The organism is Streptomyces sp. NPDC031466 (assembly GCF_055581265.1).
Genome location: NZ_JBVIJT010000004.1, coordinates 368,116 through 380,723, shown reverse-complemented (window position 1 = coordinate 380,723; position 12,608 = coordinate 368,116). Strand labels below are relative to the sequence as shown.

General features: G+C 70.9%; 10 protein-coding genes. 4 read left to right on the top strand and 6 right to left on the bottom strand.

The genetic code is table 11. From position 1 onward, the window contains the following. Positions 1 to 19 precede the first annotated feature (19 nt). The 3 genes from ACZ5GP_RS10565 to ACZ5GP_RS10555 all read right to left on the bottom strand — a co-directional run bounded on the left by ACZ5GP_RS10565 (position 20) and on the right by ACZ5GP_RS10555 (position 3,335). Entirely contained in the window at positions 20 to 1,060 is a 1,041-nt protein-coding gene (locus ACZ5GP_RS10565) for a PhlD (RefSeq protein ID WP_468750469.1), read from the bottom strand. Between the two features lie 132 nt (positions 1,061 to 1,192). Next, positions 1,193 to 2,014: an MmyB family transcriptional regulator gene (locus tag ACZ5GP_RS10560; protein WP_468750468.1), complete on the bottom strand. Its 822-nt coding sequence runs from the start codon at positions 2,012 to 2,014 to the stop codon at positions 1,193 to 1,195. Positions 2,015 to 2,447: 433 nt separating this feature from the next. Beyond that, entirely contained in the window at positions 2,448 to 3,335 is an 888-nt protein-coding gene (locus ACZ5GP_RS10555; RefSeq protein ID WP_468750467.1) for a Gfo/Idh/MocA family protein, read from the bottom strand. A gap of 394 nt (positions 3,336 to 3,729) precedes the next feature. On the opposite strand from ACZ5GP_RS10555, the gene ACZ5GP_RS10550 reads away from it, so the two are divergent. Together ACZ5GP_RS10550 and asnB are read left to right on the top strand one after the other, a co-directional pair. Beyond that, the gene (locus ACZ5GP_RS10550) at positions 3,730 to 4,296 is read left to right on the top strand and encodes a TetR/AcrR family transcriptional regulator (protein WP_468750466.1); all 567 of its coding nucleotides are present in this window, start codon (positions 3,730 to 3,732) and stop codon (positions 4,294 to 4,296) included. 267 nt (positions 4,297 to 4,563) lie between these two features. Further along, entirely contained in the window at positions 4,564 to 6,405 is a 1,842-nt protein-coding gene (gene asnB, locus ACZ5GP_RS10545; protein WP_468750727.1) for an asparagine synthase (glutamine-hydrolyzing), read from the top strand. Positions 6,406 to 6,415: 10 nt separating this feature from the next. On the opposite strand, the gene ACZ5GP_RS10540 is transcribed toward asnB, so the two are convergent. Both ACZ5GP_RS10540 and ACZ5GP_RS10535 read right to left on the bottom strand, forming a co-directional pair. Then, complete coding sequence (locus tag ACZ5GP_RS10540; protein ID WP_468750465.1) at positions 6,416 to 6,685, bottom strand: plasmid mobilization protein; 270 nt, start codon at positions 6,683 to 6,685, stop codon at positions 6,416 to 6,418. Between the two features lie 283 nt (positions 6,686 to 6,968). Further along, on the bottom strand, positions 6,969 to 7,724 hold the full coding sequence (locus tag ACZ5GP_RS10535; protein ID WP_468750464.1) for a sulfite exporter TauE/SafE family protein: 756 nt from the start codon (positions 7,722 to 7,724) through the stop codon (positions 6,969 to 6,971). Between the two features lie 196 nt (positions 7,725 to 7,920). Here ACZ5GP_RS10535 and ACZ5GP_RS10530 point away from each other — a divergent pair, with 196 nt between their 5' ends. Beyond that, the gene (locus tag ACZ5GP_RS10530; protein ID WP_468750463.1) at positions 7,921 to 8,859 is read left to right on the top strand and encodes a LysR family transcriptional regulator; all 939 of its coding nucleotides are present in this window, start codon (positions 7,921 to 7,923) and stop codon (positions 8,857 to 8,859) included. A 120-nt stretch (positions 8,860 to 8,979) separates the two neighbouring features. After that, positions 8,980 to 11,046, top strand: a complete 2,067-nt coding sequence (locus ACZ5GP_RS10525; protein WP_468750462.1) for a pectinesterase family protein — start codon at positions 8,980 to 8,982, stop codon at positions 11,044 to 11,046. 85 nt (positions 11,047 to 11,131) lie between these two features. On the opposite strand, the gene lpdA is transcribed toward ACZ5GP_RS10525, so the two are convergent. Next, positions 11,132 to 12,535, bottom strand: a complete 1,404-nt coding sequence (gene lpdA / locus ACZ5GP_RS10520) for a dihydrolipoyl dehydrogenase (RefSeq protein ID WP_468750461.1) — start codon at positions 12,533 to 12,535, stop codon at positions 11,132 to 11,134. Positions 12,536 to 12,608 lie beyond the last annotated feature (73 nt).

The following is a 12,608-nucleotide window of genomic DNA, read 5'->3' as shown; positions in this document are numbered from 1 at the left end:
TATCGGCGGCGGCGAGGGGTCAGGAGCGCCAGTGGCAGCGCAGCGCCGCCATGGAGAAGCCGGGGCCGAAGGCCACCGCGATGCCGGGAGCGCCGTCGGCGGGCGGTCCGCAGTGGGTGCGCTCGATGACGCGCAGGATGCTCACCCCGCCGAGGTTCCCCTCGTCGGTGAGGGTGTCCGTGGAGTGCCGCGCCGCGTGGGCGTCCAGGCCGAGCGAGGCGGCGGTGTCGGTGATGATGCGCAGGCTGCCGGGGTGGATGACGGCGAAGTCCACCGGCCGCGTGCCGACCCATTCGGTGAGCGCGGGCAGTACGTCGTCGGCCGCGGTGAGGGCCTTCTTGGTCGAGTCGAAGTGGAAGCCGTCCGGGGAGATCCGGCCGCGCTGCCGGTCGAGGCTGTCCGGCAGGACGTACTCGAAGGAGTCCTCGATCGCGAGCCCCGGCCCCAGCGGGACATCGGTGACGACCGCGGCGGCCGCGGAGTCCCCGAAGAGGGCTTTGTAGATCATCGATTCGATGCCGGTGTCGGAGTGGTGATAGACGCTGGAGATGACCTCGGCCGCCACGACGAGGACCTTGCTGCCGGGGCGCGCCGCGACGAGTTCGGCCGCCCGCATGAGGCAGTGGGTGCCGCCCGGGCAGGCCAGCGTGGTCAGGGCGATGCGTCGGACCGTGGGGCGCAGCCCGAGCCGTGCGATGAGGTTGACGTCGAGGTTCGGGACGGACCAGCCGGTGCTGTGGGTCGTGACGATCGCGTCGATGTCGCGGGCCTTCAGGCCGGCGGTGTCCAGCGCGGCAAAAGCGGCGCGTTCGGCCATCGTGAGCGCGTCGGCGAACGCGGCGCGGGCGCGCTCGCCGATGTCGGCCGCACCCGACACGGTGGGGGCGTTGAGGGGGCGGGTGAAATTACGGGTCCGTACCCCGCAGTTCTCCACCACGCGCAGGATCGCGCGCAGGCGGGGGTGGCCGGCGTGGTGGGTGCGTATGTCGTCGGCTATCTCCGCGGTGGTGACCTTGTGGTCGCCGACGACGGTCTGCGGTCTGGAGACATAAGCGGGCACAGGGCGGCTCCGACAGGGCTCGTGAGGACGTTCGGGTGCGGCACAACGTACTTCACCGTCACGAAGCCGTCTTCCGACGAAAGTGAGCGGAAGACCCTGGAGGATCTGCGGAGTTTGTGGGGTCTGTGGGGCTCACAGAGCGCGGAGCATCGGCGAGCGCCGGTGGGAGCGCAGTTCGCCGGGGTGGAACACCAGGATCATCAGACGCGCACCGGGCGCGGTCATGGGCTGCGCCGTGCACATGGTGACCCAGCCGGGCCCCAGTTCGGGATGCAGCAAGGGGCGCTCGTCCCCGTCGGGGTGGGGGTAGGAGACCCCCGTGCGGTACAGGTCGGCGGTGTCGGGTTCCGCGAGCACCTCCTTCTCGATCTGCAGGAGGGTGTCGTCCTCGGGTCTGGAGGCGAGGGCGGCCCGCAGCTGGGGGAGGACCATCGGGGCCCAGGCGGCGTGCCAGTCCATGAGGGCGCGGCGGCCGTCGGGGTCGAGAACCATCCAACGCATCACGTTGGTGGGGACGTTGCCCGCGGGGAACATGGCGGTGAGCGGCTCGTTGTAGGCGAGCATGTCCCAGGACGCGTCGGTGACGTAGGCCATGTGGGATATGCCGTCGACCGCCTCCTGCCATACACCGGGGACTTCTTTGCCCGAGGACAGATGGAGCGGGCCGGGCGGGTCCTGGAGCAGCGCGTAGCGGTTGAGGGAGACCCACTCCTGTTCGTTGAGCCCGAAGAGACGCGCCACGTCTCGCAGCAGGGAGGTCGGCGGGTTGGGGTAATTGCCGGATTCGAGACGGTGGTACGTCCCGAACGTGCGGTGCAGCAACTGGTCGACCTGGTGCTGCGACAGACCGGGAGCCCGCCGCCCCTGACCGCTCGGCCGGGAGAAGCCATGCGATTCGGGGGCAATGAGGGCGCGTCGTTCGCGGAGCAGAGCGCGGAGCGCCGTCTTGTTCATGGTGGGTAATCCCTCTTGGTGCACGCCGAGTTGGAGCGTGATCAGTCTAAATATTCACAGCTTCTTTGGTAGTAAACATTGCCCGAAGAAAACGATCAGACACTGCGGCATCATGGAGTGCGCGACCTCGCCGGCCTGCAGGTTTGATCGTCGGCGTGTGCGCGGGCACAACAGTGGGGCATCTTGTCCGGGGAGCTTGAAAATGGCTGAAATTCCCCGGCATTGGGTTCCCCCCAGGCCCCTCGGGCCGATGTGGGAAGCGTGTGGGACGGTTGTTCGTATTCCGATCCGTGTGGTTGGAAACAGGGCGACGCGGGACCGCGCGGAGCTTCTTCCCCGGTCGGTCTGGTGGGTCCACCGGCTGCGGTCGGTGCCGTCACTCGCCATTACGTAGCGGCCACGGTACCGACCGCCCGCGGTTGCCCCGGTTCGCTCACGCGGCGGCGATCCGCTCCTGTGCCCGTGCCAGGATCTGCGTGACCCTCAGTCCGAACCGGACGTCGCAAGGGTGTGCCGTGCCGGTCCGCGCGGCCGCGACCAGGGCGTCGATCGCGTTGCGGAACGCCTCGTCCGCGCCCTCCCAGGACGGCAGCACCGCGATGCCGTGCTCGCCCCGCAGCTCCATCGCGAGGCCCGCGCACTTCTCCGGCGCCGTCAGGCTGAGCGCGGCCGTGCTGGACGCGCCGCCGGTGTGCCGCAGGATGAGGTGGGCCGTGTCGCCGGGTCCTGGCGCCGCCGTCACGTCGGTGACGTCGCCGAGGACCGGCAGCAGCATCGACAGGGCGTGCGGGCCCACGTCCCACAGGCCGCCGCGGCTCGCCCGCCACGGGGAGTCGAACGCGGCGCCCCCGTCGGGGGTGTAGAAGGAGCCGTACCAGTCGGCGCGCCCGGTGAACCAGCCGCCGAGGGCGACCTGTTCGGCCAGCCAGGCGGAGCTGTCCGGGGCGAAGCGCAGCGTGAAGAACACCACCGACGCCACCTGGGCGCGTTCGGCGGCCCGTGCGAGGTGGCGCGCGGCGTCCGGCGTGGTGGCCACCGGCTTGTCGAGCAGCAGATGGCACCCCGCCGCCGCGGCGCGCGCGGCCAGCGGCGCCTGCACATCGGGCGGAACCGCGAACGCCACGGCGTCACTGGCCGCGAACAGTTCGTCCGCGTCCGCGTACGCCGTCGTCCCCTGTGCGGAGGCGAGCGTGGCGGCGGCCTCCGGGCGGCGGCCCCACACACCGCTGAAGTCGACGTCGGGATGCGCGGCCAGGGCGGGGGCGTGCGTGGTGGTGGCCCAGGGCCCGGTGCCCACCAGGCCGATGCGGAGTCGGTTCATGGGCGGCAGTATGACCGAAGCTGTCCGAAGAGGGCCTCTCGCGGCAGGAATCGTCCTCTGCAATGGCCGGTTGCGCACGGCGCGCATTCCCGGAGAACGGCAGGCATGCGCTCCCGGCACATGCCAACTTCCGGGTGGTGAACACCCATTCACCCGCTATGGTGAATTTCCATTCACCTCGTGGTGGCGGGGGAGCTTCATGGCGGCCATCCCGATTTCCGGCGATTCGTGCGTCCAGGGCAAGCGGTTTCGTCCAGGAGGCGACCGTGGAAGGAATGTGTCCGTGGGGAGAAGACACATCATCGCGGAGAGTGTGAAGAGTGTGGAGAGCGCGCGCAGGGATGTGTCCGGGGTTCGTGCGCGCGCCGGGGCCCCGGAGGCGCCACGCGCCCCCGTGCCTCCGCCGGCCGGCTGCCGCAGGGGCTCCGAGGCCACCAAGGAGGCGATCACCCGCGCCGCGCGCTACCTCCTCGCGCGTCACGCGCACGGTGACATCACCCTCAAGGCGGTGGCCGACCGCGCCGGGGTGAGCGCCCCGCTGGTCCTGAAGTACTTCGGCAACAAGGACGCCCTGTTCGCGCACGTCATGTCCTTCGAGGCGGACGCGGAGGCGTTCTTCGACGCGCCCCTCGCGGGTCTCGGGCGGCACATGGTCCACCATCTGCTGACCGGCCAGGCCGAGCGGGGCGCCGATCCCATCCTGCGCATCGTCTTCGCCCCGCTCCACGGCGAGCGCGGCGACATCCTGCGCGCCGACTTCCGCGCCCAGGTGGTCCAGCGGCTGACCGATCGGCTCTCCGGACCGGACGCGGGGCTGCGGGCCGAGCTGGCCGCGAGCATGCTGCTCGGGCTCGGTGTCATGTACGGCATCGCGCGCGGCCCACGGCTGCGGGCCGCGGCGATCACCGAGATCACCGACCGGTACGCGCCCGCGGTGCAGGCCTTCCTGACTCCCCGCTGACGCGTCCGGCCGGGAGCCGGGCAGCCGTTGACAAGACTTTGCCCGTGGCCGGAATGTTTCCTTCCGCGCTCGCCCGCGCTTCCCTTCCCGTGGGGCCGGGGAGTCGGAACGGGCCATGAGTCACCCTCTGGCCTTGGCAAAGTCCGGCCGAAACCATGCGGGTCAAGCCGTCGCGAGACCCTCGGCATATTGACCGCACGCTCTCGCAGGCGCAGGATCCCTATATGGGTGCTAGATACATCTAATTCGATGACCGGGAGGAACGACATGTGTGGCATCACCGGCTGGGTCTCCTTCGACCGTGACCTGACGGCCGCGTCCACCACCTTGGACGCCATGACGGAGACGATGTCCTGCCGGGGGCCCGACGACCGCGGCACGTGGACGGAGGGCCCCGCCGCGCTCGGGCACCGCCGGCTCGCCATCATCGACCTCCCCGGCGGCCGCCAGCCCATGACGGCCGAGACCCCGACCGGCACCGTCGCCCTCGTCTACTCGGGGGAGACCTACAACTTCACCGAGCTGCGGCGCGAACTGGCGCGCCGCGGCCACCCCTTCGCCACCGACTCCGACACCGAGGTGGTCCTGCGCGGGTACCTGGAGTGGGGCGAGGCCCTCGCCGAGCGGCTCAACGGCATGTACGCGTTCGCGATCTGGGACGCCCGGCACGACAAGCTCGTCATGGTCCGCGACCGCATGGGCATCAAGCCCTTCTACTACTACGAGACGCCGGACGGCGTGCTGTTCGGCTCCGAGCCCAAGGCGATCCTCGCCAACCCGCTGGCCAGGCGCCGCGTCACCAGGGACGGACTGCGCGAGCTGTTCACCGTCGTCAAGACCCCCGGCCACGCCGTGTGGGACGGCATGCGCGAGGTCGAGCCCGGCACCGTGGTGACCGTCGACCGCTCGGGACTGCGCCGACACGTGTACTGGACCCTGGAGACCCGGCCGCACACCGACGACCGTGACACGACCATCGCCAAGGTGCGCGAACTCCTGGAGGACATCGTCCGCCGCCAGCTCGTCTCGGACGTGCCGCGCTGCACGCTGCTCTCCGGCGGCCTCGACTCGTCGGCGATGACGGCCCTCGCCGCGCAACAGCTGGCCGAGTCGGGCGAGACGGTGCGCAGCTTCGCCGTCGACTTCGTCGGCCAGGCGGACAACTTCGTCGCCGACGAACTGCGCGGCACGCCCGACACCCCTTTCGTGCACGACGTGGCGAAGGCGGCGGGCACCGAGCACCGCGACATCGTCCTGGACTCGGACGCGCTCGCCGACCCCGAGGTGCGCGCCAAGATGATCCGGGCGCGGGACCTCCCCATGGGCTTCGGTGACATGGACGCCTCCCTCTACCTCCTCTTCCGTGCCATCCGCGAGCACTCCACGGTCGCGCTCTCCGGGGAGTCCGCGGACGAGGTCTTCGGCGGCTACCTGCAGTTCTTCGACGAATCGGCGCGCACGGCCGACACCTTCCCCTGGCTGGTGCGGTTCACGAACCACTTCGGCGACGACTCCGACGTGCTGCGCCCCGACCTGACCGCGGCGCTCGATCTCTCCGCGTACGTCAAGGACAGCTACGCGGGCGCCGTCGAGGGCATCCGCCGCCTGGACGGCGAGAGCGACTTCGAGTACCGGATGCGCACGATCTGCCATCTGCACCTGACCCGCTTCGTCCGTGTCCTGCTCGACCGCAAGGACCGCGCGAGCATGGCCGTGGGGCTCGAAGTGCGCGTGCCGTTCTGCGACCACCGCCTCGTCGAGTACGTCTACAACACGCCCTGGGCGCTGAAGTCCTTCGACGGCAGGGAGAAGAGCCTGCTGCGCGAGGCGACCGCCGATGTACTGCCCAGGTCGGTGTACGACCGGGTGAAGAGCCCGTATCCCTCCACGCAGGACCCCAAGTACGCCACCGCGCTCCAGGGGCACGTCAAGGATCTGCTCGCCCGGCGCGGCCACCCGGTCTTCGAGCTCGTGGACCGGGAGCGGGCGGCGCGGGCCGCCGGGCGGGAGGCGCCGCAGATCACCCAGGCGTCGCGACGCGGCCTGGAGCGCACCCTGGACCTCGCGCTCTGGCTCGACCTCTACCGGCCCGAGCTCGACCTGTCCTGATCCCGGGCACTCACTCCTGGGGCTCGGCCGTCGCGGCCAGGGTGTCGAGGAACCGCTGGAGCGCGACCTTGCGCCCGGCCCCCAGGTCCCGCTGTACGGGCGGCACGCCGGCCCCGCGCCGGGCCTCGGGAACTCGGGCGCCGGGGTGGTCCCCGATGTGGACGGTCGCCGCGTGACGTATGAACTCCGCGACCGGCATCCCGAGCCGGTCCGCGTGGCCCACGATCGCGGCGTACTCCTCGGGCGTGAACAAGACCTGCACAGGCTTGGCACCGTCCATGGACGCATGATGCCGCCCGGGTGGGTGCCACGAGGTGCGGTCGGCATATTCGCCCACGAAGGCATGAACCTATTCGCCCACGAAGGCGTGAAAAAGGGGAAGGCGGCCGCGGCGGGGCAGCGAAGCGACCCCGGCCGGACGGGGGAATCTCGGCCGGGGCCGCTTCATGCTTCAACGATAAACCATCGGGGGTGTTCCCCGCTGAGGGGGGCGGCTGGAGGGAGTGTGCCGCGTGCGGGCCCCGGCGCCCGCGCGCTGTCCAGGACCTCGCGGCACGCCCCGCCTAGTTCAGGATCATGGCCGTCGAGGCCGTGACACCCACGACGACGATGAAGCCGCGCAGGGCGGCCGGCGGCAGGCGGCGGCCATAGCGCGCGCCCACGAGCCCGCCCACCGTGGAGCCGGCGGCGATGAGACCCGCCGCCGTCCAGTCGATGTCCGCGACCACGACGAAGACGACCGCCGCGACGCCGTTGACGATCGAGGCGAGGACGTTCTTCACGGCGTTCAGGCGGTGCAGGTCGTCCAGGAGGAAGGCGCCGAACAGGCCCATGAGCAGCACGCCCTGGGCCGCGCCGAAGTAGCCGCCGTAGATGCCGGCGCCGAGGACGCCGCACCACAGCGGCACGCCGCCGTCCCGCCTGCCCCGGCCCTCGCGCTCCTTGAGCCGCCGGCCGAGCCGGGGCTGGAGCAGCACCAGCACGCAGGCCGTCAGGATCAGCACCGGCACCACCGCCTGGAAGGCGTCGGCGGGCAGCTTCAGGAGCAGCAGCGCGCCGATCAGGCCGCCGATGAGGGAGGCCGCGCCGAACCGCACCAGGCGCCCGCGCTGCCCCTTCATCTCGCGGCGGTAGCCGTACGCAGCGCTCAGGGTGCCCGGCACGAGGCCGAGGTTGTTCGACACGTTGGCCGGCACCGGTGGGAGGCCGAAGGCCAGCAGGGTGGGGAAGGTGATGAGCGTGCCGGACCCCACCACCGCGTTGATCCCGCCGGCCGCGACACCGGCGGCGGCGACGGCCACCATTTCGAGCGCTTCCACACATCACCTTCCGCAGAGGGGCATGGCCCGGGCCTCGGAGTCCGGTGGACCCCGGGTCGACGCCCGTCACCGGGTCGCCGCCCGGGCCGACAACGATCTTGGGCCCGGCACATACCCAAGTCAATCCTCGGGTTTTCTTGCATCGCCCCAAGCGATGGCTTCACCCGGGGCCGGCCAGCCGGTAGCTTCGGTTCCCGTGACTCTCGATGATCTCCGTGTCTTCGTGGCCGTGTGCCGCGCGGGCAGCCTCAGCGCGGTGGCCCGCGACCTCACCTGTACGCAGTCGGCCGTGAGCCAGCACGTCAAGCGGCTGGAGAAGGAGCTGGGCGTCACCCTCCTGGAGCGGCACGCGCGGGGCGTGGTCCCCACCTCGGCCGGCCGGGTCCTGAGGGCCGCCGCCTCCGAGGGCATCGGCGGCATCGACCTCGCGGTGCGGCGCCTTCGGGAGCAGGCGCGCGGGGACGGCGGCACGGTGCGGATCACCACCGGGGCCACCTCCGTGCGGCACTTCATGGCCGAAGGCGTCGTCGACTTCCGCAGGCGCTATCCACGCGTCGGCCTGGAGTTCCAGACGGTGAGCTCCAGCAGCGGCTGTTTCGACGCGCTCGCCGCCGGTGACCTCGACCTCGCCTGGATCACCCTCGGGGAGCCCGTGCGCGGCATCGAGCAGCGGCCCGTGGTGGCCCTGCCGTGGGTCCTCGCCGTCCGCGCCGACGACCCGCTCGCCGGGCGGCCGTGCGTCGAACCGGCCGACCTGGCCGCCTGCCGGCTCATCACGCCGCCGGCGAACTCGACCTCACGTGCCCATCTCGACTTCCACCTCGGCGAGTTGGGCGTGGTGCTGCCGGCCGGCACCAGCGTCGCCGACTGGGACACGGCCGTACTCCTCGCGGAGCTGGGCCTCGGGCAGGCGGTCGTGCCCGCGCTGCCCGACTCGCGGGGCCCCGCCCTCGCGGGCCTGCGCATGATCCCGGTCCCGGGTCTGCCACCGCTCTCGGTCGGCTGGGCGGTACGCCGCTGGGACGCGCTCGGCCCGCTGGCCCGCGCCTTCGCCGACACCGTGGCCGAGCACTGCGCGCCGACCGGCTCCCTCCCGGCCCAGGGCGCGGCAGCCGTCCTCGCCCCTCCTCGGTGAGAGACCGCCCGTCCCCGGCGAAAGACCAAAGGAGCGGCAACCTTTGTGCGCCCTGCGGCGACTGCTCAGCGGCCCGTGATCCACGGGCGCCCCCACGTACGTACAGACGGGAAGCGACACATGACTGAGCAGCACGGCCGCGGCAAGGCGCGGCACCGCAGGAAGAAGAAGGCTCTCCTGGTGGGTGCCCCGACGGCGCTGGCGGCCGCGGGGGTCCTCGCCTATGGCACGGCCTTCGGGGTGTTCGGTGCGGACGCGCGGCCCAAGGCGGCGGCCGCCCCGGCGCCGGCCTGGGCCGACGACACCGCCGACGGTTTCGCGTCGGTCCACGCGCTCGGCCAGAAGGGGACCTACGGCGGTCGGGACGGGAGGACGGTCACCGTACGGAATCTCGCCGACCTGGAGAAGTACGCGACCGCCCCGGAGCCCTACGTCATCGTGGTGGCCGCCACGATCCCGATGGACCCCAAGGGCAAGGAGATCAAGGTCGCCTCCGACAAGACGATCGTGGGCGCGGGCACCTCGGGGCAGATCGTCGGCGGCGGATTATTCCTCGGCCAGGGCGTGCACAACGTGATCATCCGGAACCTCACGATCCGTGACGCGTACCACGGCATCTGGAACGACAAGGAGCACGACTGGGACGCCATCCAGATGGACGGCGCGCACCATGTCTGGATCGACCACAACAACCTGCGGCACATGGCCGACGGGCTGATCGACAGCCGCAAGGACACCACGTACGTGACGGTGTCGTGGAACAGGCTCAGCGACAACAACAAGACGTTCGGCATCGGCTGGACCGAGCACACGACCGCGGACCTGACGATCCACCACAACTGGTTCCGCGAGACCGCGCAGCGCAATCCCTCGACCGACAACGTCGCGCACGCGCACCTCTACAACAACTACCTCCAGGACGACCCGGGCACCGACATCACCTCCTCCTACGGCAACTACGCGCGCGGCAACACGAAGATGGTCCTGGAGAACAGCTACTTCGAGGGCATGAACAACCCCGTCATCAAGGACGGCACCGCCGCCCTCGTCCAGCGGGGCAACGTCTTCTCCCGCACCAGCGGCCGCAACGAGAGCGGCGGCACCGCGTTCGACCCGAAGCGGTACTACTCCTACCGCCTGGACAAGGCGGCCGCCCTGCCCGCCCTCCTGAAGTCCGGTACCGGGCCGAGGAGTTCCTTCGGCACCAACGAAAGCGGCAAGGCCACCGCGGCCGGCACCCTCACCGTGGCCAAGGACGGCAGCGGCCAGTACCCGAGCGTCCAGAAGGCCGTCGACGCCGTTCCCGCCGGCAACACCTCGCGGGTCGTGATCCGGATCGCCCCCGGCACCTACCGCGAGACGGTGAAGGTCCCCGCGAACAAGCCGCACGTCACGTTCGAGGGCACCGGCCGCAGCCGCAAGGACACCGTCATCGTCGAAGGCCACGCCGCCGGCATGGCCAAACCCGACGGATCGGGTACGTACGGCACCGGCGGCAGCGCCACGGTCGCCGTCGAGGCCGACGACTTCCAGGCCCGCAACCTCACCGTCTCCAACGACTTCGACGAGGCGCGCAACCAGCAGCTGAACGGCCAGCAGGCCGTCGCGCTGCGCACCGCCGCCGACCGGATCCGCCTGGACGACCTCATCGTCAGCGGCGACCAGGACACCCTGCTGCTCGACACGGCGGCCAAGGACAGGACGGGCCGGGTCCTGCTCACCGACTCCTACGTCATCGGCAACACCGACTTCGTCTTCGGCCGCGCCACCGCGGTCATCGACAAGTCCGTCCTCACCCTGAAGAAGCGCTGGAACGGGACCTCGGCCGGATACGTCACCGCGCCCAGCACCCCGGCCGGACGCAAGGGCTTCCTCGTCACCCGCACCACCATCGACGGTGATGTCACCGCCCGCAGCTTCTACCTCGGCCGTCCCTGGCACGCCGGGGGCGACGCGAGCCTCGACCCGCAGGCCACCATCCGCGACAGCAAGCTGGGCGCGGCCGTCAAGGCGACCCCGTGGACCGACATGGGCGGCTTCTCGTGGAAGGACGACCGTTTCGCCGAGTACAAGAACACCGGCCCCGGCGCGGGCGGCCCCAGCGGGGAGCGCCCGCACCTGACCGACGCCCAGGCCGCCGCGCAGGAGCGGGCGGACTGGCTCGGCGACTGGCGGCCCACCGACTGACCTGAGGGACGCTCACGGGCGGCGACCGGGGCCGGTCCCCGCCCGTGCCGGGCCCGCGCCCGGCGGCGGGGCGCCCCTGGCACCGTCAGAAGTTGATCATGTGTCCGGCCAGGCCGTGCACCGCTTCCTTGACGGCCTCGCCCAGCGTCGGGTGCGCGTGGACGTTGCGCGCCACCTCGTGGACGGTCAGGTCCCACTGCTGGGCCAGGGTCAGTTCCGGCAGCAGCTCGGTCACGTCGGGGCCGATCAGGTGGGCGCCGATGATCTCGCCGTACTTCGCGTCGCTGACGATCTTGACGAAGCCGACGGTGTCACCGAGGCCGTGCGCCTTGCCGTTGGCCTGGAAGGGGAACTTCGCGACCTTGACGTCGAAGCCCTTCTCCCTGGCCTGTGCCTCGGTCCAGCCGAAGCTCGCGATCTGCGGCTGCGAGTAGGTGGCGCGCGGGATCATCGGGTAGTCGAGTTCCATCGTCTCGGCCTCCCCGATCGTCTCGGCGGCGACCACGCCCATGGCCTCGGCGGTGTGCGCCAGCATCAGCTTCGCCGTGACGTCACCGATGGCGTAGATGTGCGGGACGTTCGTGCGGCAGCGGCCGTCCACGTCGATCGCGCCGCGCTCGGTGAGCGCCACGCCCGTCGCCTCCAGGCCGTAGCCGGTGACGTTCGGCGCGAAACCGATGGCCTGAAGGACCTTGTCGGCCTCCAGGACCTGCTCCTTGCCGTCCTTGCCGGTGACGGTCACCCGGACCTGCTCGCCCGACTCGTCGATGGACTCCACGCGCGTGGAGGTCAGCACGTCGATGCCGAGCCTGCGGTACTGCTTCGCCAGTTCCTTGGACACATCGGCGTCCTCCAGCGGCGCGACGCGGTCCAGGAACTCGACGATCGTCACCTTCACGCCGTAGTTGTGCAGCACGTACGCGAACTCGATGCCGATCGCGCCCGCGCCCGCGATCACGATGGAGCGCGGCAGGGAATCGGCGAGGATCTGCTCCTCGTAGGTGACCACGCGCTCGCTGCGCGAGGTGCCGGGCAGCAGCCGGGGCGTGGCGCCGGTGGCGATGACGCAGTTGTCGAAGCCGATCGTGGCGGTCGTGCCGTCGGACTTCGCCACCTGAAGCGTGTTCGCGTCCAGGAAGGTGCCGCGGCCGTCGAACTCCGTGATGCCGTTCTTCTTCATCAGGAAGTGGACGCCCTTGACGCGACCGTCCGCGACCGTGCGGCTGCGGTTGAACGCCGCGCCGTAGTCGAAGGACACCTGGCCCTCGACCTCGATGCCGTACGTCTTCTGCTCGTGCGTGAAGAGGTGGGCCAGCTCGGCGTTGCGCAGCAGCGCCTTCGTCGGGATGCAGCCGACGTTCAGGCAGACACCGCCCCAGTACTTCTCCTCGACGACGGCCACCCGCTTGCCCAGCTGGGCGGCGCGAATGGCGGCCACATAGCCGCCGGGTCCTGCTCCGAGCACGACGACGTCGAAGCGGTCTTCCATGGGGAGGTCCTCTCTGGGGTGGAACGGGATCCAGTGGTGCGGATGGCTCTCTGCCACGATCATGCGCCATGCG

Bases quoted from the DNA above. Each gene is read 5' to 3' on its own strand.
- ACZ5GP_RS10560 (WP_468750468.1), bottom strand. From the start codon at position 2,014: ATGAACAAGACGGCGCTCCGCGCTCTGCTCCGCGAACGACGCGCCCTC.
- ACZ5GP_RS10555 (WP_468750467.1), bottom strand. From the start codon at position 3,335: ATGAACCGACTCCGCATCGGCCTGGTGGGCACCGGGCCCTGGGCCACC.
- asnB (WP_468750727.1), top strand. From the start codon at position 4,564: ATGTGTGGCATCACCGGCTGGGTCTCCTTCGACCGTGACCTGACGGCC.
- ACZ5GP_RS10540 (WP_468750465.1), bottom strand. From the start codon at position 6,685: ATGGACGGTGCCAAGCCTGTGCAGGTCTTGTTCACGCCCGAGGAGTAC.
- ACZ5GP_RS10525 (WP_468750462.1), top strand. From the start codon at position 8,980: ATGACTGAGCAGCACGGCCGCGGCAAGGCGCGGCACCGCAGGAAGAAG.
- lpdA (WP_468750461.1), bottom strand. From the start codon at position 12,535: ATGGAAGACCGCTTCGACGTCGTCGTGCTCGGAGCAGGACCCGGCGGC.